Origin of the sequence: Aeromonas sp. 102P (genome assembly GCF_051920345.1) — a bacterium.
GTDB lineage: Bacteria > Pseudomonadota > Gammaproteobacteria > Enterobacterales > Aeromonadaceae > Aeromonas > Aeromonas veronii.
On sequence record NZ_JBQBCZ010000001.1, the window covers coordinates 1135078 to 1159324 of the forward strand.

Sequence of the window (24247 nt, forward strand, 5' to 3'; positions counted from 1 at the left end):
ACCAAAGACGATGAAAGATGATTACGCAGCCTGTTCGGCACCCAGCAGATCCAGGAAGGCCTGGGGATCCGTGGTGCTGGCCAGCCGGTCGATGAGACCGGGTTCATCCAGTGCATTGGTCAGGCGGGTTATCACCTGCATGTGTTCGTCGTTGCGGGCGGCGATGCCGATCACCAGCCGCGCTACCTCATCGGCAGCCTCGCCAAAGGCGACCCCGGCCGGGTACTGGCAGATGACGATGCCGGTACGCTTCACAAACTCCTTGGCGGCGATGGTGCCGTGCGGCACGGCGATGGATTCGCCGAGGTAGGTGGAGACCAGCTGTTCCCGCTCCAGCATGGCGTTGACGTAGTCGGGCGCCACGTAGCCGCGCTCTGCCAGAAGTCGGCCAGCGGTCAGGATGGCGGCCTCCTTGTTGTCCGCTTTCAGTCCCAGATGCACGTCATGACGGCTCAGGGTAAAGACTTCGGCTGCCTGCGGCTCGTAGCTGTCGTCGTTGGCCGCCACCAGCAGCTGCGGGCTGGCGACGTCATCGTTGGCGGCCTGAGTCAGGCTCTGTACCAGCTCCTGATAGAGACCGTTGTCGAGGAAGTTGGTGAGCGAGATATGGTGAGCATTCGGCGCATGGCGACGGGCCCGCTCGGTCAGATCCTTGTGAGTGATGACCCAGTCCACCTGATCGTCGAGCTGATCGATGGCGCGGTTGGTGACGCTGATATCGAGGCCGGCGGCCTGCACCCGCTTGCGCAGCAGGCCGGCACCCATGGCGCTGGAACCCATGCCCGCATCGCAGGCGACCACAATATTGCGCACCGCCATCAGTTCGCCGCCCGGCTTCTTGGCCGCTGCGGTTTCGGGCTTGCCGCCCTTCATGGCTTTCATCTTGCGGGTGGCTTCACCGAGGGCATCGGCCTCGTCGGCTTCCGGCTGCTGGGCGCGGACGAACACGGCAGCGACCAGGAAGGAGACCAGAGTGGCGGCTGTGATGGAGAGCAGCACCCCGATCAGGGAGGCCTTCGGCGTCATCAGCAGCACGGCGAAGATGGAGCCCGGTGAGGCAGGGGAGACCAGACCTGCGTTGAACAGGGTCAGGGTAAAGACCCCGGTCATGCCGCCGGCGATCACCGCCAGAATGAGACGCGGGTTCATCAGCACGTACGGGAAGTAGATCTCGTGGATGCCGCCGAAGAAGTGAATGATGGAGGCACCTGCAGCGGACTGCTTGGCGGCGCCACGACCGAACACCATGTAGGCCAGCAGTACGCCCATGCCCGGGCCCGGGTTTGCTTCAATCAGGAAGAATATAGAGCTGCCGTGCTCGGTCGCCTGCTGGATCCCCAGCGGCGAGAAGATGCCGTGGTTGATGGCGTTGTTGAGGAACAGGATCTTGGCCGGTTCGACAAAGATGGAGGTGAGCGGCAGCATGTGGTTATCCACCAGGAAGCCGACGCCACCGGCCAGCACGCCGGAGAGCACCTTGACGAAGGGGCCGATCACGAAGAAGGCGAGGATTGCCAGCAGCATGCCGATAAGGCCGGCGGAGAAGTTGTTGACCAGCATCTCGAAGCCGCTCTTGACGCGACCGTCCATCGCCTTGTCGAAGCGCTTGATGGCCCAGCCACCGAGCGGGCCGACCATCATGGCGCCCATGAACATCGGGATGTCGGTCCCCACGATGACGCCCATGGTGGTGATGGCACCGACCACGCCGCCACGATCACCGCCCATCAGCTTGCCGCCGGTGTAGCCAATCAGCAGCGGCAGCAAGTAGGTGATCATGGGGCCGACCAGCTTGGCCAAGGTTTCATTGGGCAGCCAGCCGGTGGGGATAAAGAGGGCGGTAATAAAGCCCCAGGCGATAAAGGCGCCTATGTTGGGCATGACCATATTGGACAGGAAGCGTCCAAAATTCTGTATCTTGACTTTGGTATCCGGTGATAACATGTCGGGACCCCGTTTTAAGCCTGTTTGATTAAAAGTGGTAGTCGGGATGGCTGGTTTTGCCGAACCTCCATCCCGGTCGTCTAAGCAACTTCAATCTACCAGCTTGATATCAAATTAGGCTGAAAACGGGGTGTCTTGTGATCCAGCTCTCAGATACCCAGCGATACCCCCTCCCAAACCAGTGATCCTGATCACGTTCGAGAGCTGTAATTCGACTACATTTCGATCTTTTCTGTTTTGAATGACCATTTTTTGTGATTTATATCACTAGTTCAGCTTTGCCGCTCCTTCGCGCAAAGGTGACTAGCATCACAAATTCAGTTTTTGTATTCGAATGGGACAAATCACTCAATTACTCATCAGCGGGTATTGACGATGGATCTATCGCAACACTCCATTGATTATCAATGAATCAATAAATTTGTAACCCGCTTTCAGTTTTTACGGTTGGTGATGAGGGCTCTTTTGCGGCTGATTGATGGGAATGGGCGCCAACATGCAGGATGCTATCGAGCGGCAGTGTTCGGGGCGCTTGTTTTCCACGCAGGCCAGATTGCAGATAAAAACAAACCGCCAGCAGGCGGTTTGTCGGTTTTTACGAGCTATCCCCTGTCGGGGGCTGCGGTTTAGTAGAAGCCGGCATCCTCGGGGGAGGGGCGGGTCTTGAAGCGGCGATGGAGCCACATGTACTGCTCTGGCGCCTTGCGCACGGCTGCTTCAATCTCTCGGTTGGCGCGAGCCGCATCGACCATGTCATCCCCGCTCGGGTAGTCGGCGAGCGGCGCGCCGATATGCAGGGTGTAACCCTCGCTGGTGCGGATGTTGTAGCAGGGCAGAGTGACGGTGTTCTTCACCCGCGCCAGGGTGGCGGTGCCGGTGATGGTGGCGGCCTGCTCTACCGCGAAGTAAGGCACGAACACGCTGGCGTGGGAGCCGTAGTCGTGATCCGGTGCATACCAGAGGGCGTCACCGTTGCGCAGCGCCTTGATCATCCCCTTCACATCCATCCGGTCCACCAGATATTTGTTGGAGGCGCAGCGCCCGTGGTACTGGGCATACTCCAGCACCGGGTTGGTGTTGGGGCGATAGACCCCGACCCCGGGGCGCACCAGCCCGAAACAGCGGGCGTTGAGTTCCAGCGTCAGGAAATGGCAGGAGAGCAGCAGCATGCCCTGACCTTTTTCCATGGCGGCGATGACGTGCTCTTCCCCTTCCACCTTCATCAGGTTGCGCATCCGCCAGTCTGGCCAGAACCAGGCGATCCCCACCTCGAACACGGCGCAGCCCACGCTCTCGAAGTTTGCCTTAAGCAGTTTCTCCCGCTCATCCCGGGTCAGCTCGGGCATCGCCAGCTCCAGATTGCGACGGGCAATCTTGACCCGGGACTTCAATATCCTGGCGGCGAGACGACCGAGCTGACGGCCCAGCCACATCTGGCTACGCCACGGCAGCAAGGTCAGCAGCCAGAGCAGGCCGAGGCCGAACCAGCTGGCCCAGTAACGGGGATGAAACAGGCGGGGCTCCAGGCGGGGAGCGTTGTCATGGGCCATGGCTAATCTCTTGTTCGCAAACACAATCGGGGGATTCTAGCCGAAAAGGGGGGGCGGGGGCGAATGGCTGTGTGCTGGTCAGAGGGGTAGCCTGCGTCCGGTTAGCGTGACAGCGGCGGCAACTGCGGTCGGCTTTTTCTACACCGGATAAAAGAGTGTGATAAAATCGCCCGCTGATTTTTCAGGTTTTGAGAGTCGATACAGATGAAGATCACCCTGCCCGATTTTGAAAAAGCCCGCGTTCTGGTCGTTGGCGATGTCATGTTGGACCGTTACTGGCATGGCCCTACCGGTCGGATCTCCCCCGAGGCACCGGTGCCCGTGGTCAAGGTTGAACACATTGAGGAGCGTCCCGGTGGCGCGGCCAACGTGGCTCTCAACTCCGCTGCGCTGGGCGCCCACGCCGTGCTGCTTGGCCTGACCGGTCAGGATGAAGCGGCCGATGCGCTGGCCAGTCAGATGGCTGGCGTCAAGGTGGCCTGTGATTTCGTTCGTCTGGCCGACTTCCCGACTATTACCAAGCTGCGGGTGCTGTCCCGCAACCAGCAGCTGCTGCGTCTGGACTTTGAAGAGCCCTTCCACTCCGTCGATGCCACCCTGCTGATGAGCAAGGTCGAGCAGGCGCTGCCTAATAGCGACGTGATGATCCTCTCCGACTATGGCAAGGGTGCTCTCAACGACGTGCCAGGCATGATCCAGCGCGCCCGAGCCGCCGGTATTCCGGTGCTGGTCGACCCCAAGGGGACCGACTTCGAGAAGTATCGCGGTGCCACTCTGCTGACCCCCAACATGTCCGAATTCGAGGCCGTGGTGGGCAAGGTGAAGAGCGAAGAGGAGCTGGTCGCCAAGGGGCTGGATCTGGTCAAACGCTTCGAGCTGGATGCCCTGCTGGTCACCCGTTCCGAGAACGGCATGACCCTGATCCGCGAAGGTCAGCCGGAGCTGCATCTGCCGGCTCAGGCTCACGAGGTTTATGATGTGACCGGTGCCGGTGATACCGTGATCTCTACCCTGGCCACCTCGCTGGCCGCAGGCAAGAGCCTGGACGAAGCCTGTGCGCTGGCCAATACCGCCGCCGGTATCGTGGTCGGCAAGCTGGGTACCTCTACCGTCAGTCCGGTCGAGTTGGCCAACGCCCTCTACACCGAGCAGGAGACCGGCTTTGGCGTCATGTCTGAAGCCCAGCTGAAAGTGGCGGTTCGTGCCGCCCGTCTGCGCGGCGAGAAGGTGGTGATGACCAACGGCTGCTTCGACATCCTGCACGCCGGCCATGTCTCCTATCTGGCCAACGCCGGCAAGCTGGGGGATCGCCTGATCGTGGCGGTCAACACTGACGAGTCGGTTCGCCGTCTGAAAGGGCCGGGTCGTCCGGTCAACCCGACCGAGCGCCGCATGGCGGTGCTGGCTGCGCTGGGCGCGGTGGATTGGGTTGTGCCATTTGGTGAAGATACCCCGCAGCGCCTGATCGCCGAGATCCTGCCGGATCTGTTGGTCAAGGGCGGCGACTACAAGCCGGAAGATATCGCCGGTTACGCCGAGGTGACCGCCAATGGCGGCGAGGTGCGCGTTCTCAACTTCGAGGATGGCTGCTCCACCACCGACATTATCAAGACGATCCGCGAGCGCGGCTAACGTTCTGCTGGCCCCGCAATCTGGCGGGGCTCGCTATCGGCGGCTGCAAGCCGGCAGAAATACGGATAACAAAAAGGCGACCTTGCGGTCGCCTTTTTCATGTCCGATAACGGCTATCAGCCTTTGGCTTTTGCCGTGGCAGGCATCAGACCCTGGTTCACTTCCACCAGGTCCTGCGCTTCCAGAATACCGGCAGCCTGTTTCAGGCTCAGGATATTGAGGATGTAGTTGTAACGGGCTTCGGAGAGTTTCTGCTTGGCTTCATATAGCTTGCGAGTAGAGTCCAGCACGTCGACGATGGTACGGGTACCCACTTCGTAACCGGCCTCGGTCGCCTTCAGGGCGCTGTCGGCGGAGACCACAGACTGGCTGTAGGCGCGAACCGAGCCGATGCTGGCGTTCACGTTGTTGTAGGAGGAGCGCACTGTGCTCTGTACCGAGCGGAAGTTCTTCTCCAGCAGTTCGCTGGCCGCCACGTAGTTGTACTGAGCCTGCTTCACCTTGGAACTGGTGGCGCCACCGCTGTAGATGGGCAGCTTGAAGGTCAGACCGATATTGGCCTGATTGTCATTGCCGCCGCTCTGAATACTATCCAGCTTGTAATCGGTATTGCTGGTTTGCAGTCCGGCACCCAGATCCAGCGTCGGCTCATGGCCGGTCTTGGCCAGATCGATCTGTTCCTTGGCAATGTCCTTGCTGATGCGGGCACTGTGCAGTTGCAGGTTCTTGTCCAGCGCCAGCTCCAGCCACTTGTCGGAACCGAAGGCGGTCTTCTGCGGGCTGAAACGATCGGTGTTCAGCACGTCCAGATTGCGGTGATCGATACCGGTCAGCTCGCGCAGGGTCTCGTAGCTGTTGTCCAGAGAGTTTTCGGCATTGATCTCGTCAGCCAGCGCCTGGTCACGGGAGGCTTCTGCTTCATGGACGTCGGTGATGGCGGTCAGGCCCACTTCGAAACGCTGCTGGGTTTGCTCCAGCTGACGCTCTACCGCAACCTTGTTGGCACGGACGAACTCCAGGGTATCCATCGCCTTGAGCACATCAAAGTAGGCTTTGGCGGTGCGCACCATCAGGTTCTGGATCTCGAGGTTGTAGGCAACATCTGACTGGGTGGCCTGCTTCTCGCTGATATCCAGATTGACCCAGTTACTGCGACGATAGAGGGATTGCGACAGCGTCACTTCACCCTTGGCGTTGGTATTGCTCTGGGTATCGTTCTTGTTTTGCAGATAATTGAGCCCGGCACCCAGATCGATCTGGGGCAGCAGAGGGGCACGGGATTCGTTGATCTTCTCGAAGGCCTGGTCGCGAACGGCTTTGGACTGCAGCAACTGCGGGTCTTTGATCTGGGCTTGCTGGTAGATGTCGAGCAGGTTTTCGGCATGGGCACCGGCACTGACGCCCAGCAACACCATGACTGACAAAAGTGTTCTTTTCATAGATCGTTTTAACCTTATGTAGTAACCCAAACTGGTTGCTGGAGAGGCAAATATTGTCACCGACCAAGCTTGATTGCAGCTTAATCACTCTACTATAAGCAAAATTTAATGCTAAGAGTCTCAGGTCCGGTGACGGGAACGTCAAGAACCGGACGCAGTTTTCTCCCCGCGCGCCTAGCCAAATGGTCTGTGGCTGCTAAAATCCACCCCTCATTACCATGGCACACCGAGTGAATGAACGTTCATTCATGTTCCTCGGATTTTATGGTCAAACTGATACAAGTCAAGCTGACGGGAGCCCCGGATGTCGCAGCAACCCTTGCCGCAAGATCGGCATTACGCCGCCGATGATGTGAAAATCATTGAAAAATCAGCTGGATATAACGGCTTCTTCAAGGTGAATGTCTATCGTCTGCAGCATCGGTTATTTGCGGGCGGCTGGAACCAGCCCATCGTGCGCGAGCTGTTCGAGCGGGGCCATGCTGCCGCGCTGCTGCCCTATGATCCGGTACGCGACCAGATCGTGCTGGTGGAGCAGTTCCGCATCGGCGCCATGGAGACCAGTCCGACCCCCTGGCTGCTGGAGCTGGTGGCCGGCATCATTGACGAAGGGGAGACAGCCGAGGCAGTGGTGCGTCGCGAAGCGGTGGAAGAAGCCGGGATCGAGGTGGCCCGCTGCGAGCATGCCATCAGCTATCTGGTGAGCCCGGGTGGCAGCACCGAGCGGATCGAGGTCTTTGTGGGCGAGGTGGATGCCAGCAAGGCCGAGGGGCTGCACGGTCTGGCTGATGAGGGCGAGGATATCCGGGTGCACGTGGTGAGCCGCGAACAGGCCTACGCCTGGCTTAAAGAGGGACGTATCGACAACGCCGCCTCGGTCATAGCCCTGCAGTGGCTGGCCCTCAACCATGGCGAGCTGCGCGCCCGCTGGCTGGCGGATCGCTGAGGTGGCGCTGACCCTGCAACAGAGCAGGCGCTATGTGCCTGACCTGATGTCCTTGCAGCGTACCTGCGAGGTCAACTATATGGCATTGATGAAGCTGCTGCCGCCTGATGGGGGAGTCGGCGCCGAGCGCCGCTATCGGGTCGGCAACGATCTGCAGTTCCAACTCACCATCATTGGCGAGAGTCGCTTCACCAATCAGGTGATCCTGAGCCAGCACAACCCCGAATTGCCCGAATATTTACAAGCTCAGATAGAGATTCGTTTGTATCATGATGTGCGGATGGCGGAAGTGTGTGCAGCGCAACAGATTTCCCGTTTGCAACCACGTTATGATTATCCCAATAAAAAGATGCACCAGCGGGACGAAAAGGAGCAGGTAAATCTGTTTCTGGCCGAATGGCTAAAATTTTGTCTCAGACATGGTACCAGCCCGATCAATATCTCCAGTTGAACAAATAAAAAGAAGCGTGATTTTGGAAACAGAGCTCCCCCAGGCGCAGGACGGCAGTGTGCGCCTGTTGCAAATTACCGACACCCACCTCTTCGCGAGTGCCGAAGGGCGGCTGTTGGCTGTGCGCACCGCAGAGAGTCTGGCCGCCGTGCTGGAACAGGTGCAGGCCAATGAACACCCCTACGAGGTGATTCTGGCGACCGGCGATCTGTCGCAGGATCACAGTCCGGAATCCTATCAGCGTTTCGCCTCCATGATGGCGCCCCTTGGCCGCCCCATCTACTGGCTGCCGGGCAATCACGATGACAGCCCGCTGATGACCGAATATCTCCATGCCGCCGGGATCAGCGAATCCAAACAGCTGGTGGGCGACCACTGGCAGGTGATCCTGCTCGACACCCAGGTGCGCGGCAAACCCCACGGCATGATTGGCGATCACCAGCTGGCCGCCCTCGACCGTGCCCTGCGTCAATATCCTGATCGCCACGCCCTTATCACCCTGCACCATCAGGCGGTGCCGGTGGGCTGCGCCTGGCTGGATCAGCACAATCTCAAGAATGCCGATGACCTGTTCGCCGTGCTGGCCCGTCATCCACAGCAGAAGACCATCCTGTTCGGTCACGTCCATCAGGAGTTTGACGAGGTGCACCGCGGGGTGCGGCTGATTGCCAGCCCCTCCACCTGCATTCAGTTCAAACCGCTATCCGACGGCTTCGCGCTGGATGAATCCGGCCCGGGCTGGCGCTATCTCACCCTCTATCCTGATGGGCGGGTGGCCAGCGAGGTGTGGCGCCTGCCGGTGGGACAGTTTGTGCCCGACCCCAACGCCACCGGTTATTGAGGAGAGCATTCCATGAAGTCGGTTCTCCTTTATCTGCACGGTTTCAACTCCTCACCGGGCTCCGCCAAGGCGCAGCAGATGGCTGCTTGGGTGGCCGCCAACCGGCCCGACATCGAAGTGATCATTCCGGCCCAGCCCAATACGCCAGCGGCGGCCTGGGCGGCCATCGAGCAGACCATTGCCGATCTGCAGGGTCGTTATGGTAGTGAATTCAAGCTTGGCGCCGTGGGTAGTTCCCTCGGCGGCTTTATGGCGACCCGGGTGAGCGAGCGGTACGGCTGCCGCGCTGCGCTGATCAATCCGGCGGTGCGCCCGCACGAGCTGCTCTGTGACTACCTCGGCCCCCAGACCAATCCCTATACGGGTGAGCAGTACGAACTGCGGCCTGAACATATGGATGAGCTGCGGGCACTGGCGGTACCGGTGACGGTGCCGGAGCGACTCTGGATCCTGCAACAGCAGGGGGATGAGGTGCTCGACTATCGCAAGGCGCTGGATGAATACCGCTTTGCCCGCCTCTCGCTGGAGTGCGGCGGCAACCACGCCTTTGTGGCGTTCGAGCGCTACCCCGCCCAGATCATCCGTTTCCTCGGGTTATAGTCAGGTTTGAGTCAATAAGGGCGGTCTCGCCCTGCTTGTTCTTCTCCAGATCAAGCTTTCGGTGCGGGGAGTTTGTTCTACCCCCGCCTAGCAGTTAAGATTCCCTCCAAACGTCAATTCGCAAGGCCCTCCATGTCTACTCAATACAATGCGGATGCCATTGAGGTCCTCAATGGCCTTGAGCCGGTGCGTCGCCGCCCCGGCATGTATACCGACACCACCCGGCCCAACCACCTCGGCCAGGAGGTCATCGACAACAGCGTCGATGAAGCGCTGGCAGGTCACGCCCGCAGTCTGGAGGTGATCCTGCATGAAGACCAGTCCCTCGAAGTGATCGACGACGGCCGCGGCATGCCGGTCGATATCCACCCGGAAGAGGGGGTCAGCGGGGTGGAGCTGATCCTCTGCAAGCTGCACGCGGGCGGCAAATTCTCCAACAAGAACTACCAGTTCTCCGGCGGTCTGCACGGGGTGGGTATTTCGGTCGTAAACGCCCTCTCCGATCGGGTCGAGGTGACGGTGCGTCGCGACGGTCAGGTCTACGACATCGCCTTCGAGCGTGGCGAGAAGGTGCAGGAGCTGACCATCACCGGCACCTGCGGTCGTCGCAACACCGGCACCCGGGTGCGCTTCTGGCCGCAGGCGAGCTACTTTGATTCGCCCAAATTCTCGGTCACCAAGCTGGAACACCTGCTCAAAGCCAAGGCCGTACTCTGCCCCGGCCTCACCATCAAGTTCCTCGACAAGAACACCGGCATCAAGCTGGAGTGGTGCTACGAAGATGGCCTCAAGGATTATCTGGTCGACGCGGTCAAGCAGTTCACCTGCCTGCCGGAGCAGCCTTTTATCGGCTCGTTCAGCTCCGAACAATCGGCGGTGGACTGGGCGCTCTGCTGGTTGCCGGAAGGGGGCGAATGCCTCGCCGAATCCTATGTGAACCTCATTCCCACCGCGCAGGGCGGCACCCACGTCAACGGTCTGCGTCAGGGCCTGCTCGACGCCATGCGCGAGTTCTGCGAGTTCCGCAACCTGCTACCGCGCGGGGTCAAGCTGACTCCGGAAGATATCTGGGATCGCTGCGCCTACATCCTCTCCATCAAGATGCAGGATCCGCAGTTCGCCGGTCAGACCAAGGAGCGCCTCTCCTCCCGCCAGAGCTCGGCGTTCGTCTCTGGCGTGGTGAAGGATGCCTTCAGCCTCTACCTGAACAGCAACACCGAGCTGGCAGAGCAGATCGCCGAGATCTGTATCAGCAGCGCCCAGCGCCGGATGCGCGCCGCCAAGACGGTGGTGCGAAAGAAGATTACCCAGGGCCCGGCGCTGCCCGGCAAGTTGACCGACTGTAACTGCGCCGACCCCATGCAGGGGGAGCTGTTCCTGGTGGAGGGTGACTCCGCGGGCGGCAGTGCCAAGCAGGCGCGGGATCGCGAGTTTCAGGCCATCATGCCGCTGCGCGGCAAGATCCTGAACACCTGGGAGGTGGAGGCCGGTCAGGTGCTCGCCTCGCAAGAAGTTCATGATATCTCGGTCGCTATCGGGCTCGACCCCGACTCCGAGGATCTCAGCGGCCTGCGCTACGGCAAGGTGTGCATCCTCGCGGATGCGGACTCGGACGGTCTGCATATCGCCACCCTGCTCTGCGCCCTGTTTGTGAAGCACTTCCGCACGCTGGTGGAGAAGGGGCACGTCTATGTGGCCATGCCGCCCCTCTACCGGATCGATATCGGTAAAGAGGTCTACTACGCCCTCGACGAGGACGAGAAGAACGGCGTGCTGCAGCGGGTTGAGGCCGAGAAGAAGAAGGGCAAGGTGATGGTGACCCGATTCAAGGGTCTGGGTGAGATGAACCCGAAACAGCTGCGGGAAACCACCATGGATCCCAACACCCGCCGTCTGGTGCAGCTCACCATGGATCCGGCAGGGGAGAGTGAAGGGGATGCAGCTGACGAGACCCTGCAGCTGATGGACATGCTGCTGGCCAAGAAGCGGGCGAGCGATCGCCGCGAATGGCTGGAAGAGAAGGGCAACCTCGCCATCATTTAAGCCGTCGGCTGGCCCGCACAGGGCCAGCAAGCATTTAGCCGGAGTCGCCCTGTGGCGGCTCCCGAACCGAAAGAGAAAATCACATGAGTGATGCTATCGAGCTCAGTCTGGACGGGGTAGAGCGCCAGCCAATGCGCACCTTTACCGAACAGGCTTACTTGAACTACTCCATGTACGTCATCATGGATCGGGCCCTGCCGCATATCGGCGATGGCCTCAAACCGGTGCAGCGGCGCATCATCTACGCCATGAGCGAGCTGGGTCTGTCTGCCCTCTCCAAGCACAAGAAGTCCGCCCGTACCGTGGGTGACGTGCTGGGTAAATATCACCCCCATGGCGACATCGCCTGTTATGAAGCCATGGTGCTGATGGCCCAGCCCTTCTCCTACCGCTACCCGCTGGTGGACGGTCAGGGTAACTGGGGTGCGCCGGACGATCCCAAATCCTTCGCGGCCATGCGATATACCGAAGCGCGCTTGTCGCGCTTCTCCGAGCTGCTGCTCTCAGAGCTCGGCCAAGGCACGGTGGAGTGGACGCCGAACTTCGACGGCACCATGAAGGAGCCGGTGGTGCTGCCCGCCCGTCTGCCGCACATCCTGCTCAACGGGGTGACCGGTATCGCGGTGGGGATGGCGACCGATATCCCGCCCCACAACGCGCGGGAAGTGGCCTACGCCTGTGCCGAGCTGCTCGACAACCCCAATGCGGGGCTGGATGCATTGATGCAGCACATTCAGGGGCCGGACTACCCGACCAACGCCGAGATCATCACCCCGCGCGACGATATCCGCAAAATCTACGAGACCGGCAAGGGCTCCATCAAGCAGCGGGCGGTCTGGAGCGAGGAGGATGGCGACATCGTCATCACAGCGCTGCCTCATCAGGCCTCCGGCGCCAAGATCATGGAGCAGATCGCCGCCCAGATGGTGGCGAAAAAGCTGCCGATGGTCACCGACCTGCGCGATGAATCTGACCACGAGAACCCGACCCGTCTGGTGATCGTGCCGCGCTCCAACCGGGTGGATGTAGAGGGGCTGATGGCCCACCTGTTCGCCACCACGGATCTGGAGAAGAACTACCGGGTCAACCTCAACATCCTCGGCCTCGACAACCGGCCGCAGGTGAAGTGCCTCAAGACCATCCTCAGCGAGTGGATCCAGTTCCGTCGCGAGACGGTGCGTCGCCGCCTGCAATTCCGCCTCGACAAGGTGCTGGCTCGCCTGCACATCCTCGAAGGCTTGCTGATCGCCTATCTCAACATCGACGAGGTGATCGAGATCATCCGTACCGAGGATGAGCCGGGCAAGGTGATGGTGGAGCGCTTCAACATTACCGAGACCCAGGCCGAAGCGATCCTCGAGCTGAAACTGCGCCATTTGGCCAAGCTCGAAGAGTTCAAGCTGCGCGCCGAACAGAACGAACTGGCCGAAGAGCGTGACAAGCTGGAGCTGATCCTGGGCTCCGAGCGCCGTCTCAACACCCTGCTCAAGAAAGAGCTGCTGGCCGATGCCGAGAAGTACGGCGACGATCGCCGCACCCCGCTGGTGGAGCGTGCTACCGCCGTGGCGCTGACCGAGAAGGAGCTGGTGCCGAGCGAACCGGTCACCGTCATCCTCTCCGACAAGGGGTGGGTGCGCGCCGCCAAGGGTCACGATGTCGATGTGGAAGGGCTCTCCTATAAGGCAGGGGACAGCTATCTGGCCCACGCCTGTGGCCGCAGCAACCAGCAGGCGGTGTTCCTCTCCACGCTGGGCCGCACCTACGCCCTCGAATCCCACACCCTGCCATCGGCGCGCAGTCAGGGCGAACCGCTCACCGGCCGCTTTGCGCTGGGGGCTGGGGAAGAGGTGCGCCATCTGGTGATGGGCAACGAGGGCGAGCCGTATCTGATCGCCAGCGACGCCGGTTACGGCTTTGTCTGCACCTATGACGACCTGATCGGTAAGAACAAGAACGGCAAGGCGCTGCTCACCGTGCCGGAAGGGGGGCAGGTGATGGCACCCCAGAAGATCGGCTCGCCGGAGACCGATCTCTGCATGGCCATCTCCAACGAAGGGCGCATGCTGCTGTTCCCGCTCAACACCCTGCCGGTGCTCGGCAAGGGCAAGGGCAACAAGCTGATCAGCATTCCGTCGGCTCGCGTCAAGGCGCGTGAGGAGTTTGTGGTAATGGCCGCCGTGATCCCGCAGGGTCAGTCGGTCACCCTGTTTGCCGGCAAGCGCAAGCTGACCCTCAAACCCTCTGATCTCGACTACTATCGCGGCGAGCGCGGCCGTCGCGGCGCCAAGCTGCCCCGCGGTTTGCAGCGGGTCGATCGTATCGAGATTGAACCCGCCACTGGAACCGAACCGGTAGCCGCGGAAAATCAGGAAGGGTAATTAATAAAGAAGGGCGCGAAAGCGCCCTTTTATATTTATCATCTGATCAAGAATACGTATATGTAACTAAGTGTCTAATTGCTTTTTCGCGTTGCTCTATCTATTAAGAAACTATCTACTGCTTCATTGCCAAATGCAGCTCTTAGTCCCTCTCTAACTAGCCCAACATCTGAGAAATATTGTTGAGTTTGGTGTTTTTCACATTGTTCTGCATCGGATTTAAATATTTCACTCCAGTGTGATGTCAATAGATCCTTCAGTTTTCCTTTTGTTGAAATACCAAAGTTATTGAGGTCTTCGAGCAGTTCATCATAATACTCTTCAGCATGTCTATATTGATTTGGCAAGAATTCTGATAGTGCCGCACCAATAATTTCCACGTTTAATAACGTATCAGGAGATTCATTTTTAAGTTGTTCTTTTACGTATGTTGTACGGTCTTGGAGAAGTCGGTCAAATTCAAGGTCTACTGTTTCAAGTAATGCCGAAGCTCTATATATAGAGCGCCTAAGGGGAAGTGGTACACTTGCTTCATGTTTATACTGTAGTTTATGAGATACTGCGGCCCAAATATGCTGTGCAAGCGTTCTGACTTGTAATTCTACACGGATCTCGCCGAGATCCATGAAGCTGGGTATTTTTTTCCAAGTATCAGGGATCTGAACGATGTAATGACGTGATTGATATCCAAATTGGGCTTCGGCTAGACGATGGGATGTATCTTCCGCACTTTGAATTGATAGGCTTTCCTTAAGCAATGCATCAATTTTTTCAAGATCTTGTCGAAATAGCAAAATTAATCTAATGCCTACCAAATCATCAAGTTCAATAATGTTTTTTAGAGATAATGATTTTCGAGTTATTTTTTCTGAAATAGACGGCCACTCTTTAACTCTAGCTTCTATTGGTACACCTAGGGTAATACCACTTTGAATGAGAAGATGACCTAATTCTGATACTAATGCATCGCGAAGCCTATTCGCTTTAGGATTGATGTTTATATATGAATCGTGTAAAGCTTGAATATCCATCACAGCGTCCGTTGCATATTTTTGAGAGTATACATTATATACGATTTGTTTTTTATAGAAAATGCTTTGTATGTTAATTCAGAGCTGTAGGTCTGATTAGCGAAGCGTAATCAGACGTTCGCGAAAACGAGTTGCCACAATTTTGCCGGTGTTCCAGCTGATCTCTTCTCTATGTCCATCGCCACCGAGATTGCGGTGCGGACGATTACGCTTCGCTAATCGACCCTACGCGTTCCTGCTTGATTTAACGCTCTGCTGCTTGTCGGTGGTTTGCTCTCTCTCCTCACCGACCTTTCTCCCCTTATCTATGGCAAAGAGCGGGAGAAGGGAGCAGAGATCGCAGTCATTGATAGTGACCGTGGTATGGCGTGATAGCTAAGCCTGACAGCTTCGGCTACAGAGTGGCAGGTGCTGATCCCCTCTCCCCTTGGGAGAGGGTTAGGGTGAGGGAAAGCTGACGATAGGGGCAAACATCACAATGGGCGCCAGGTTGCCAGCCTGCAAAAGATCCACCTATCCCGCCAAAAGCGAGGGCCCCGCCATCCATGATGGCGGGGCCCTTTACATTAACAGCAGTGCCTCTGATTCAATCGTTCGCGCTGGCAGGTGCCACTGAAATGGTTGGCCCGAACCCGATTAGACAGGAATGGCAGTGGCCGCCGGAGGCGGGGTGATCTTGGAGGCGATCAGCTGGCGCAGGCGGGGCACCAGCAGCAGCAACACCACGCCGCCCGCCAGTGAGCCCCAGCCGAGCATATTGAATACCGAGCTGTAACCCGGGTTGGTGGCGACCGGGGTGCTGCCGATATTTTGCGGCATGGCGCCGGAGACATAGCCCGCCAGCACCGAGGCAACGCCGGTCACCATCATCCAGCAGCCCATCATCAAGCCTTGCAGGCTGGCGGGGGCCAGCTTGCCAATCATGGCGTAACCGATGGGGGAGATCAGCAGCTCGCCAAAACTCTGCAGCACATAGCTGATGGCGATCCACTTGAAAGCGACCAGTCCGTTGGCACCCGCCAGATGGATGCCGATCGGCAGCACCAGCATGCCGAGCCCCATGCAGAACAGGGAGGCGGCAAACTGGGAGGGGATGTCGATATTCCAGCCCTGTTCGCGCAGCCGCTTGAACAGCAGCGCCATCAGGGGGCCACCGATGACGATGACGAGGGTGTTGATGTTCTGGATCCACTGGGGGGCGACCCGCAGCCCGAACACATTGAGGTTGATGTTGTGCTCGGAGAAGAGCATCAGCCCCATGGGCGCCAGCTGGTAGAGCGACCAGAAGATGAGGGAGCCGAGGGCGAGGATCAGGTAGGCCACCATGCGGCTGCGCTCGGCGGCGTCCGGGTGGCGGGCGGTCATCACACAGAGCAGTAGCAGCACCACGGCCCCCAGGATCAGCACGAAGCTGCCGCTGAAACTGGCGTGGGTCAGCAGCAGCCGCAGCGCCGGCACCAGCATGGCCAGAATGGCGAGGCCGGCCAGCATGCGGCGGTAGAAACCGCTCCCCTTGATATGGCGCAGCGGGGTGCTGATATCCGCCAGAATCGGCCAGCAGGCGAAGGTAGCGATGATGGCGATGATGTTGCCCAGCGTCGCAAACAGGAACAGGGTGCGGTAATCCTCGGTGAGCTGGAAGTAGCCCGCCACCGTGAAGCCGATAAAGAAGCCCAGATTCATCCCGGCGTAGTTCCACAGGAAGGCGCTCTCGCGGCGGTGATCGTCCGGGGCGAAGCGCTGGGTCAGCATCATGTTGAGGCAGGTGACGTTGAGGCCGCTGCCGGTAAGGAACATGGCGAGCCCCCAGTAGAGGCCGGTGATCCCCATCTCGGCGATGAAGTAGCAGCCGATCACCTGCAGCACCATCCCCATCACGAACAGGTTGCGGTTGCTGAGGTAGCGCCCGCCGAGATAACCGCCAAACAGGTGCAGGCCATAGTTGAAGGCCCCGAAGACCCCCATCATGGCGTTGGCCTGGGATTCACTGAAGCCGAGTCGCTTGGTGGCGTAGAGCACCAGCGTGGAGTAGAGCACGGCAAACCCCAGGGTCGAGAAGGTCTGGATAAAGAACAGCGCCCCGGAGCCGGGGGGAATGGTGGGGTGTTGATTCGAAGCGCTCACGGTCTGTCTCCTGTGAGAGAAGAAAGTCATTACTCGTCCTGAGAGCGTACCGGTCTGCTGCCGGCTAGCCTTGTGCGCTTCCATGCTGGTCTGAAGGCCGGTCTGTCATTTAGCGGCCAAGCGGTGCAAATAGCCATACCTGAAATTTAATCCGGCGCGATTAATTGCTTTTTATTGATCTATTCCGCCTTTTTATGCGTGATTGAGCCGTGGTTGTAGCTCGGCTTACCACGCGATTGCGGCACAGTTGATGTGATCCAGTCGGCTATTTGGTGCCGATTATGGCGCTGTAACGGGATCTGTGTCCCGCTTTGTTGTCCCGAAACGCAGCTGGCGCCAAGTTGTTGTATTGCAGGTTGTTTATTCATCCTTGGGCATTGAGTGAATAAATATCGGTAAGAGAAGGGGTAGCCTCAGGGGGACTTGCGCGTGTTCTCTCTTTGCTGTCGAGAGGGTGAGGGGAGGATATAACAACGCCCGGCGGGCCGGGCGTTGTGGTGCGACTGATGGGCGGTGAAAGCGGCCTTAGAAGTCGTGGTAGAGCGGCCAGCCGAGCAGCGGGTGCTTGAGACCGGCGCGCATCTCGACGTTGTCGAGCTTCTCCGGCGAGGCGTTCTCTTTTTGCAGCAGCTGGTACTGGCGCACAAAGCCGAGGGTGTGGAGCAGGTTGGGCACAAAGCCCGGGCTCAGCTCCTGCCGCAAGGCGGCGGCCATGTCGGCGGGCAGCGCATTCAGCATCAGGGCGAGCTGGGCGGCGAGGTAGTCGGTGTCATACCAGCTCTCGTCGAGCTCAATCTCCCGCGCCAGTTTGCGCTTGAGATCCTGCTTCACCTTGAGCGGGGCGGCGCCATTGCCCTTGCCGCAGAGGATGCGGTAGAGCAGTGCTTCGGCCAGCTTGTCCTCCATAGTGGGGTGGTCGCTTTCGCAGGCGAAAAAGTGCTGGTCGATGAGCTCCATCAGGCGGCTCTTGTTGTGCTCGGTCAGCGCCTTCTCGTACTCCTGCCACCCTTGCCACTCCTCCACATCGGGCGGGCTCGAGATCTTGTCCAGCAGGCGGGCATCCACATCACCGTAGAGGCTGTTGCCAGCCTGCTTGGGGCTGACGGTGATGAGCATTGACCAGCCCTTCTGGAACGGCTTGATGGGGCCTTCCGGCGCCTGCAGCAGCGCCAGCGCTTTGGCAGGATCCCGCGCCGAGAGCTCCTGCAGGCCGAGGCTCACCACGCCGATGACGTCGTGGGCCGCCTGCTCCAGCAGGTGCATCTTGTACTTGTTGTAGTATTTGTCGGCGAATTTGAGGCTCATCAGCACCGCCTTGCCCTTGATGGCGGCCAGCTGTTGTTCGCTCAAACGTTCATTGTCGCGGCCAAAGCGCAGCACCTGGGTCAGAAAGGGGCCCTGGTTGGCATCGCGAATGACTAACTGCATGAATGGGCTCCTTAATCCAGAAAGCTGAACATGTCGTCGACGTCGCCGTACTCGTCTTCCTCGACCTTGTTCTTCTCTTTGGCCTGCATCACCAGCTCGGCGGCAAACTTGTTGATGATGCCATCCCAGCTGGAGTGCTCGTTGCGCAGCAGCGCCTTGATGGCTTTCTCCACCTCGGGGGCCAGCTCGCGAATGAGCATCAAGAGGCTGCGCGGGTCATCCAGCGCGTAGTCGTGGACATCCTCGCTCTGCTGGCGCTCGCTGTAGCGCAGGGACTCTTCGAGATCTTCCTCTTCGGCGTGCAGCACGTCGCGATAGCCTTCGTCCTCTTCATAGCGATCGCCGCGATAGAACTCGATAAAGGGGATGGCGAGGTAGAAGAGACCGGCCGGATCTTCGGCCACGCACTCGAGGATCTCGCGCTGCTTGGCTTCGCTATCCTGGGTACGGATCAGGTAGTTGAGGAAGTCGAAGGTGTGCTGTTGCAGCTCGTCGGCGTTGTTCTTGATCGCCTCTTCCCAGTAGAGCGGCTGCTGGCAGACGATGTCGCGGATCCGCTCCGGGGTCATCAGCTCGGAGATGATGGAGGGAAAGGAGATATCGTGCTGGCCGTTAATCTGGGTCAGGGTAACGATATCAATGTTTTCAATCACTTCTGCCAGCTGGTCGTCAGACATGGTCTTGGCGATCAGCTCGAACTTCTCGCTGGCCTGCTTCGGCTCGATAACGGCCAGCTCTTTGATCTCGATGGCGGTAATTTCTATCAGACTGTTGCTCATGCCTTGCCCCAATTAGAAACGGACTTCGTCGTACATATCCTGATCGCCGTCGTCATCACCATAGCGGTCACTGCCGCCATGATAGTCGGCGTCGGCATCTTCCCCGTCTTCATCTTCTTCGTCGCGCAGCTCATAGTCGTCATCGCCGCGGTGGCTGCCGCGCGGCAGCGGGTTGTCGAGCAGAAACAGCACGGCGCAGGCTTCCATCAGCTGATCTTCGCTCTGGGCACGCACCGCCTTGACCAGCGGCAGGGCGGCGTTGTTGAAGCCGACGCTCACCTTGAACTCGTCCCAGCTCGGCTGCTCGCCGCTGGCGAGCCACTTGTTCCACTGCGACTTGGCCTTGGCCGGGAACTGCACTCGGCCATAGAGGGCCAGCGGCAGATACTCGGGCATAAACTCCAGCATGCTCATATCGGCCAGCAGCAGGCTCTTCATCTGGTCGGTGAACTGTTCCAGCCCCTTGGGGTCGTCCTGATCCCGGTAGGATTCGATGTTTTCGCTGGCATCGCTTTGCAGCGACTTGAGCCGCGCCTGGTCCCATCTCTTTTGCATAGTTGCTCTTTCTGCCTGCTGTTTCAGGGGTAGAACTGATCCCACATCTCCTGCATGGCGGAGGCGGGGTCGGTCACGATGACGTTGTTGAAATCCTTGATAAAGGCGGCCCGCTGCTTCGGATCGGACAGCACTTCATAGGCCTGCTTTACCTGGTGCAGCTTGATGGCTGCCTGCTCTTTCTCTTCTTCACTGGCCCCGTGCAGCTTGTCGGGGTGGTACTGGTTCGACAGCCGACGATAGGCTTTCTTGATGTCGTTTTCGCTGGCGTTGGACTTGACGCCCAGCACCCGAAAGTAGTTGTTCATGGCAGATCCTGCATCACTGGCATCATAGGATTCACGCTGCGAGTGCCTGATGGTGGGGATTGGCAAACCAGGCACGGCAAAAACCCGTCATTTTAACGGAAACAGCCCGCCAACGCGATGAGTTGGGCGATCAATTAACGGGCGAGATGAAGAGGTGTCAGTTGAGCGTCTATTGTTGCCAGTCGGTCTGGCCAGTGCAAGGGCGGCGGGGCAAAAGCGATGAAAAAACGGGCAGGAAAGGGGCGGGCGGCAGGCCGGGGTAAGGCTGCCGCCGCAGGGGTTACTCCTCCCAGAAGGAGGCGGAGGTGTGGTAGATCATCTTCTTGCTCATCCCGCCATCGACCACCAGATTGGCGCCGTTGATAAAGTCGTTGCGAGGATCCGCCAGAAAGAGGCAGGCGCGGGTGATGTCGTCGGGGCGACCGACCCGGCCGCTCGGGTGCTGGCGGTGATCCGCCTCGGTCAGGGTGTGGTAATCCTCCGCCTGGATCCAGCCCGGACTGATGGCATTGACCGTGATGGGATGGTCGGCCAGCGAGTTGGCGAGGGACTGGGTGAGGGCGACCAGCGCCCCCTTGGAGGCGCCATAGGCATCCCAACCCGGTTCGTTCTGCTGCCAGCGGGTGGAGGCAATATTGATGATGCGGCCATAGGGCAACCCGCGGTTGGCCTGCACAAAGGCACGGGCGCAGAGCATGGCGCCGCGCACATTGACCGTCATCACCTGATCGAACTGGGCTGCGCTCAGATCCTCGAAGCGGGTGTGGAACTTGCTGATGGCGCCGTTGTTGATCAGCAGATGGATGCCGCCATGTTGTGCGCGAACCTCGGCAAAGAGGCGTTCGATGGCCTGCTCATCCCGCAGATCGAGCGGATGAAAGTGGATCTCGGGATGGTCGAAAGCGTGAGGAGCCAGATCGGTGGCGATCACCCGATAACCCGCCTCGGCCAGCCCGATGCAGAGCTGGCGGCCAATCCCACCAGCGGCGCCGGTGACCAGTGCGATTTGTTTACCGTTCATAGTGCCGCTCCATTGCGTGCCCGCAGCACCTTGATGAGGGCTGACACCTCCTGCTGACCAAACCCTTGCGCCACCCCTTCCTCAAACAGATCGGCGGCAAAACGCGGGAAGCGGCTGTCGATCCCGGCATCGGTGGCATGACCGGCGAGGCGGCTGATGGCGGCGCTCCAGGTTTTCAGGCTGGCGTAGGGGTGATCGAAATCGCCGCTCGCCAGCGTCTTGCCAAGGTGGGCCACATCGCCACCGAGAATGGGGGAGAGCTCGCTGAACTGGGCGCACACCTTGGCCACCGGTAGCCCTTCCGCCTCGCAGATCAGCGCGCCGTGCAGGGCTCCGAGCAGACCACCGGCAAAGTAGGCGGCGACGGCACAATCTTGCGCCGCGGCGGCGCCCACCGCCTCGGCCACATGGTCGAGGGTGGGGGCGAGCAGGCGCAGCACCGGCTCGGCGTCGCTAAAGGCAGCGCTGGCCCCCGAGCAGATGATGCTGGCATCGCTGGTGCCGATCTGATCCGGGAAGCAGAGGATGGCGCCATCGAGATAACGGGCGCCGTGGGTGTGGCTCCAGATCTCCAGCGCTCTGGCCCCCTGCGGGCTGCCGGTAGAGAGCTGCACCAGCAGCTTGCCCGCCACCGCATCGCTCGCCTCGTCCAGCAACTGCTGGCTGACGGCGTAGTTATCGACGCAGACAAGGGTGATATCGCTTGCGGCGATGGCTGCGCCAACCGAGGGGGCGAGTGTCGCCCCCAGCGCCTGCAGCGGGGCCGCCTTGGCGGCGCTGCGATTCCAGACGGTGACCGGATGGCCCGCCTTGATCAGGGTGGTGGCGAGGGCGGAGCCCATGGCTCCGAGGCCGATGACAGAGAGATGGCGCATGATGGCTCCTGACGGTGTTGATAGACGCTGATATAGAAAATTGGGATGCCTTGTGGCAGGTAAGCCACTATATTTGCCCAGTGTCGCCGTGAAAAATGGCTTTTATGACTGTCTGGTATAGGTGAATTCTATGGATGTGCGAACCCTGCGTGCGTTTGTGGCTGTCTTCGAGGAGCGCAACATCACGGCGGCGGCCACCCGCCTCTTCATTACCCAACCCACCCTCTCCACCACCATCAAGACGCTGGAGGATGAGCTGGGGGTGACCCTGTTTGTGCGGCAGGCGCGCGGGGTGGAGGGGACTGAAGCGGCGCACCGGCTCTATCCCCGCGCCAAGCGGCTGATCGCCGATACCGACTCCCTCGCCCGCGAGTTTCGTGAAACCTCCCCCTGCCTCGAGCTGACGGTGGGAATTGAGGCGGATCTGGGTGATGGCGTGGTGGGGGCGCTGGTGCAAGGGGCGCTCGCCCACGAGGAGATCCTGCTGACTCTGGAGGAGGGCTGTTGTGGCGATGTGCGGCTGGGGTGCGAATCCCTGCGCTGTGGCGACGAGCTCTTTATCCCTCTGCTGGAGGAGGAGTTTGTGCTGGTGCTGCCGCCGGATCATCCGCTAGCGGGCAAGGGGGCGCTAACGCCGGCTGAGCTGGCGGACGAGCCCTGGGTCACTTGCTCGCGCCACGACTCCCACCTGCGGCTGATCGCCATCCTCGGTAATCAGGCGCCGCTCTATCCACGGCGGGCGGGGTCGCTGCGACTGGCGGCGACTATGGTGGCTGCCGGGGCGGGGATCGCCTGGCTTCCCCGTTCGCTTTGTCCGCCCGGCTGTACAGTCGCCGAGCTGGCGGCCTCTTCCTTCAAGCGGCGGGTGGGGCTCTGCTACGCCCCCGATGCGTTGCGCTCGGCGGCGGTGACCGCTCTACTTGAGCAGGTGCGCGGGATGCAGCTCCCCGTCTGATGTCGGGATAAAAATGTCGGCATAAAAAAGGGCCATCCGGTGGGATGGCCCTGTTGCAGGCAACGAAGTTGCGTGGCTAGAGCGACGCCCACCAGAGCCGCAGCTGCAAGCCCCACTTCGAGCTCCAGCCGGTGGTGCTGCTCACAAGCGTCCCATCCTTGATGACGAGGAAAGTGGGTGTGACCCCTACCTGCCACTGGGCAGCCAACGCTCCCGACTCGTCGTTGTGGGTCGGGAAGGTGAGCCCCTTCTTGCTCATCCCCTTGCCAAGCTGCTCGGAATTGCCGGAGCGCAGCGCCACCGTCAGCACGTTTTCCCCCTCCTGCCAGAGCTGTTGCACGGCCGGGGTGGTGAAACGACACACCCCGCACCAGCTGGCCCAGTAGTAGACCAGCAGCGGCTTGCCCTGGCTTAAGGTAGCGAGATCCGTGCTGCTGCCATCCTGCAGGGTGACGGGGGCGCTCATCGCCCCCTCTGGCAGGGTCGGGCTGCGCCACAGATCCAGCAGGGTCGAGATGACCAGCGCCATCAGCAGCAGCCAGAGCGCCTCCTTGCCCCAGCGGCGCCAGCGGGGTTGAGGATTGGTAGTCATCCCTTACCCCTGCTTGGCCAGTTCGGCCTTCACCAGCTGCTCCAGCTCCTCATAGGGGATGGCGCCCGGCACCAGCTGGTTGCCAATCAGGGTTGCCGGTGTGCCCTGCACCCCCAGAATGGTGCCGATGCGCAAGCTGTTGCGCAGCTCCTCGGTCGCCTTGGCGGCCGGTTTGAGCGCGGTGTTGCCGGTGGCGGCCAGCGCCTTGTTGATGTCCGCCTCGGTCAGCATCCCCTGCTTGCTCATCAGCTTGTCGTGCAGGGTGAGGAAGCGGGCGGGATCTTGCTGCCACAGGGTCAGGCTGTATTGGGCCGCCTTGGCGGAGGTCTGCCCCTTGAACGGCAGCAGTTTGATCACCAGTCCCAGATCGTCCGGATAGGCCTTGAGCAGCTTGGTCAGCCGGGGATCGAACTGCTTGCAGTAGGGGCAGTTGTAGTCGGTGAACAGCACCAGCGTCAGCTTGGGATTCTTGGCGCCGAGGCGCGGGCTGGTGGCGCTGTTGAACAGCACATCCTTGTTGCCCTTGATGAAGTTGCCAAGCTGCGCCTCCTGGGCTGCCGCATTCTGTTTCTCCCAGGATTCGGCGGCCTCGTCGAGGATCTTGGGGTTGGCGATCAGGGTCTCGCGGATCAGCTCCTTGATGCGGGCCTCCTGCTCCGGGGTGAAGGGGGCGGCGTGCAGGGTCGGAGCCAGCAGGGTTGCGGAAAGGGAGGCCAGCAGGGTCAGGGCGCTCAGAGTCGGTTTCATGGTTGCTC

At 60.1% G+C, this 24247-nt stretch carries 21 protein-coding genes; 8 read left to right on the plus strand and 13 right to left on the minus strand.

Annotated features, from left to right (window positions below):
* Positions 1-21: 21 nt before the first annotated feature.
* Both ACTG1K_RS05440 and lpxL read right to left on the minus strand, forming a co-directional pair.
* Positions 22-1944 carry a PTS mannitol transporter subunit IICBA gene (locus ACTG1K_RS05440; protein WP_440004915.1) on the minus strand — a complete coding sequence of 641 codons (1923 nt, stop codon included), beginning with the start codon at positions 1942-1944 and terminating at the stop codon, positions 22-24.
* A 626-nt stretch (positions 1945-2570) separates the two neighbouring features.
* On the minus strand, positions 2571-3494 hold the full coding sequence (lpxL, locus tag ACTG1K_RS05445; protein ID WP_021231687.1) for an LpxL/LpxP family Kdo(2)-lipid IV(A) lauroyl/palmitoleoyl acyltransferase: 924 nt from the start codon (positions 3492-3494) through the stop codon (positions 2571-2573).
* Positions 3495-3698: 204 nt separating this feature from the next.
* On the opposite strand from lpxL, the gene hldE reads away from it, so the two are divergent.
* Positions 3699-5126 (plus strand): bifunctional D-glycero-beta-D-manno-heptose-7-phosphate kinase/D-glycero-beta-D-manno-heptose 1-phosphate adenylyltransferase HldE, encoded by a 1428-nt coding sequence (hldE, locus tag ACTG1K_RS05450; protein ID WP_440004916.1) that lies wholly within the window; start codon positions 3699-3701, stop codon positions 5124-5126.
* 116 nt (positions 5127-5242) lie between these two features.
* On the opposite strand, the gene tolC is transcribed toward hldE, so the two are convergent.
* On the minus strand, positions 5243-6565 hold the full coding sequence (gene tolC / locus ACTG1K_RS05455) for an outer membrane channel protein TolC (RefSeq protein WP_058057939.1): 1323 nt from the start codon (positions 6563-6565) through the stop codon (positions 5243-5245).
* A 304-nt stretch (positions 6566-6869) separates the two neighbouring features.
* On the opposite strand from tolC, the gene nudF reads away from it, so the two are divergent.
* The 6 genes from nudF (at position 6870) to parC (ending at position 13824) form a co-directional block, all read left to right on the plus strand.
* Positions 6870-7511, plus strand: a complete 642-nt coding sequence (gene nudF / locus ACTG1K_RS05460) for an ADP-ribose diphosphatase (protein ID WP_005335901.1) — start codon at positions 6870-6872, stop codon at positions 7509-7511.
* On the plus strand, positions 7474-7962 hold the full coding sequence (locus ACTG1K_RS05465) for a DUF1249 domain-containing protein (RefSeq protein ID WP_234922991.1): 489 nt from the start codon (positions 7474-7476) through the stop codon (positions 7960-7962). The genes nudF and ACTG1K_RS05465 overlap by 38 nt, the downstream gene beginning before the upstream one ends.
* A gap of 22 nt (positions 7963-7984) precedes the next feature.
* A complete protein-coding gene (gene cpdA / locus ACTG1K_RS05470) occupies positions 7985-8803 on the plus strand; it encodes a 3',5'-cyclic-AMP phosphodiesterase (RefSeq protein ID WP_041202814.1) in 819 nt (272 codons plus the stop codon).
* Between the two features lie 12 nt (positions 8804-8815).
* On the plus strand, positions 8816-9403 hold the full coding sequence (locus tag ACTG1K_RS05475; RefSeq protein ID WP_440004917.1) for a YqiA/YcfP family alpha/beta fold hydrolase: 588 nt from the start codon (positions 8816-8818) through the stop codon (positions 9401-9403).
* Positions 9404-9535: 132 nt separating this feature from the next.
* Positions 9536-11446 carry a DNA topoisomerase IV subunit B gene (parE, locus tag ACTG1K_RS05480; protein WP_421266918.1) on the plus strand — a complete coding sequence of 637 codons (1911 nt, stop codon included), beginning with the start codon at positions 9536-9538 and terminating at the stop codon, positions 11444-11446.
* 83 nt (positions 11447-11529) lie between these two features.
* Positions 11530-13824: a DNA topoisomerase IV subunit A gene (gene parC / locus ACTG1K_RS05485; RefSeq protein ID WP_440004918.1), complete on the plus strand. Its 2295-nt coding sequence runs from the start codon at positions 11530-11532 to the stop codon at positions 13822-13824.
* 74 nt (positions 13825-13898) lie between these two features.
* On the opposite strand, the gene ACTG1K_RS05490 is transcribed toward parC, so the two are convergent.
* The 8 genes from ACTG1K_RS05490 to ACTG1K_RS05525 all read right to left on the minus strand — a co-directional run bounded on the left by ACTG1K_RS05490 (position 13899) and on the right by ACTG1K_RS05525 (position 21945).
* Positions 13899-14855 (minus strand): GTP pyrophosphokinase, encoded by a 957-nt coding sequence (locus ACTG1K_RS05490; RefSeq protein WP_440004919.1) that lies wholly within the window; start codon positions 14853-14855, stop codon positions 13899-13901.
* A 636-nt stretch (positions 14856-15491) separates the two neighbouring features.
* The gene (locus tag ACTG1K_RS05495; protein WP_440004920.1) at positions 15492-16979 is read right to left on the minus strand and encodes a peptide MFS transporter; all 1488 of its coding nucleotides are present in this window, start codon (positions 16977-16979) and stop codon (positions 15492-15494) included.
* A gap of 525 nt (positions 16980-17504) precedes the next feature.
* Positions 17505-18407 (minus strand): cold adaptation protein AtcC, encoded by a 903-nt coding sequence (gene atcC, locus ACTG1K_RS05500; protein WP_440004921.1) that lies wholly within the window; start codon positions 18405-18407, stop codon positions 17505-17507.
* Between the two features lie 11 nt (positions 18408-18418).
* Positions 18419-19186 carry a cold adaptation protein AtcB gene (gene atcB, locus ACTG1K_RS05505; protein ID WP_005343119.1) on the minus strand — a complete coding sequence of 256 codons (768 nt, stop codon included), beginning with the start codon at positions 19184-19186 and terminating at the stop codon, positions 18419-18421.
* Between the two features lie 12 nt (positions 19187-19198).
* The gene (atcA, locus tag ACTG1K_RS05510) at positions 19199-19741 is read right to left on the minus strand and encodes a cold adaptation protein AtcA (RefSeq protein WP_042032639.1); all 543 of its coding nucleotides are present in this window, start codon (positions 19739-19741) and stop codon (positions 19199-19201) included.
* A 23-nt stretch (positions 19742-19764) separates the two neighbouring features.
* Positions 19765-20049 carry a cold adaptation protein ActJcold adaptation protein ActJ gene (gene atcJ, locus ACTG1K_RS05515; RefSeq protein ID WP_005343121.1) on the minus strand — a complete coding sequence of 95 codons (285 nt, stop codon included), beginning with the start codon at positions 20047-20049 and terminating at the stop codon, positions 19765-19767.
* Between the two features lie 280 nt (positions 20050-20329).
* Entirely contained in the window at positions 20330-21070 is a 741-nt protein-coding gene (locus tag ACTG1K_RS05520) for an SDR family NAD(P)-dependent oxidoreductase (RefSeq protein WP_064339361.1), read from the minus strand.
* Complete coding sequence (locus tag ACTG1K_RS05525; protein WP_425855397.1) at positions 21067-21945, minus strand: NAD(P)-dependent oxidoreductase; 879 nt, start codon at positions 21943-21945, stop codon at positions 21067-21069. The genes ACTG1K_RS05520 and ACTG1K_RS05525 overlap by 4 nt, the downstream gene beginning before the upstream one ends.
* Positions 21946-22075: 130 nt before the next feature.
* On the opposite strand from ACTG1K_RS05525, the gene ACTG1K_RS05530 reads away from it, so the two are divergent.
* Complete coding sequence (locus ACTG1K_RS05530) at positions 22076-22900, plus strand: LysR family transcriptional regulator (protein ID WP_421273699.1); 825 nt, start codon at positions 22076-22078, stop codon at positions 22898-22900.
* A 76-nt stretch (positions 22901-22976) separates the two neighbouring features.
* Here the strand turns inward: ACTG1K_RS05530 and ACTG1K_RS05535 are convergent, their stop codons facing one another.
* Both ACTG1K_RS05535 and ACTG1K_RS05540 read right to left on the minus strand, forming a co-directional pair.
* Positions 22977-23492 carry a protein disulfide oxidoreductase gene (locus tag ACTG1K_RS05535; protein ID WP_440004922.1) on the minus strand — a complete coding sequence of 172 codons (516 nt, stop codon included), beginning with the start codon at positions 23490-23492 and terminating at the stop codon, positions 22977-22979.
* 3 nt (positions 23493-23495) lie between these two features.
* Positions 23496-24239 (minus strand): DsbA family protein, encoded by a 744-nt coding sequence (locus ACTG1K_RS05540; protein WP_440004923.1) that lies wholly within the window; start codon positions 24237-24239, stop codon positions 23496-23498.
* Positions 24240-24247 lie beyond the last annotated feature (8 nt).

Excerpts from the sequence above, each read along its gene's own strand:
- ACTG1K_RS05490 (WP_440004919.1), bottom strand. The coding sequence starts at position 14,855 with ATGGATATTCAAGCTTTACACGATTCATATATAAACATCAATCCTAAA.
- ACTG1K_RS05440 (WP_440004915.1), bottom strand. The coding sequence starts at position 1,944 with ATGTTATCACCGGATACCAAAGTCAAGATACAGAATTTTGGACGCTTC.
- atcJ (WP_005343121.1), bottom strand. The coding sequence starts at position 20,049 with ATGAACAACTACTTTCGGGTGCTGGGCGTCAAGTCCAACGCCAGCGAA.
- atcA (WP_042032639.1), bottom strand. The coding sequence starts at position 19,741 with ATGCAAAAGAGATGGGACCAGGCGCGGCTCAAGTCGCTGCAAAGCGAT.
- ACTG1K_RS05520 (WP_064339361.1), bottom strand. The coding sequence starts at position 21,070 with ATGAACGGTAAACAAATCGCACTGGTCACCGGCGCCGCTGGTGGGATT.
- ACTG1K_RS05540 (WP_440004923.1), bottom strand. The coding sequence starts at position 24,239 with ATGAAACCGACTCTGAGCGCCCTGACCCTGCTGGCCTCCCTTTCCGCA.
- atcB (WP_005343119.1), bottom strand. The coding sequence starts at position 19,186 with ATGAGCAACAGTCTGATAGAAATTACCGCCATCGAGATCAAAGAGCTG.
- hldE (WP_440004916.1), top strand. The coding sequence starts at position 3,699 with ATGAAGATCACCCTGCCCGATTTTGAAAAAGCCCGCGTTCTGGTCGTT.
- parE (WP_421266918.1), top strand. The coding sequence starts at position 9,536 with ATGTCTACTCAATACAATGCGGATGCCATTGAGGTCCTCAATGGCCTT.
- nudF (WP_005335901.1), top strand. The coding sequence starts at position 6,870 with ATGTCGCAGCAACCCTTGCCGCAAGATCGGCATTACGCCGCCGATGAT.
- tolC (WP_058057939.1), bottom strand. The coding sequence starts at position 6,565 with ATGAAAAGAACACTTTTGTCAGTCATGGTGTTGCTGGGCGTCAGTGCC.
- lpxL (WP_021231687.1), bottom strand. The coding sequence starts at position 3,494 with ATGGCCCATGACAACGCTCCCCGCCTGGAGCCCCGCCTGTTTCATCCC.
- ACTG1K_RS05475 (WP_440004917.1), top strand. The coding sequence starts at position 8,816 with ATGAAGTCGGTTCTCCTTTATCTGCACGGTTTCAACTCCTCACCGGGC.
- parC (WP_440004918.1), top strand. The coding sequence starts at position 11,530 with ATGAGTGATGCTATCGAGCTCAGTCTGGACGGGGTAGAGCGCCAGCCA.
- ACTG1K_RS05530 (WP_421273699.1), top strand. The coding sequence starts at position 22,076 with ATGGATGTGCGAACCCTGCGTGCGTTTGTGGCTGTCTTCGAGGAGCGC.
- ACTG1K_RS05465 (WP_234922991.1), top strand. The coding sequence starts at position 7,474 with ATGGCGAGCTGCGCGCCCGCTGGCTGGCGGATCGCTGAGGTGGCGCTG.
- ACTG1K_RS05535 (WP_440004922.1), bottom strand. The coding sequence starts at position 23,492 with ATGACTACCAATCCTCAACCCCGCTGGCGCCGCTGGGGCAAGGAGGCG.
- atcC (WP_440004921.1), bottom strand. The coding sequence starts at position 18,407 with ATGCAGTTAGTCATTCGCGATGCCAACCAGGGCCCCTTTCTGACCCAG.
- ACTG1K_RS05525 (WP_425855397.1), bottom strand. The coding sequence starts at position 21,945 with ATGCGCCATCTCTCTGTCATCGGCCTCGGAGCCATGGGCTCCGCCCTC.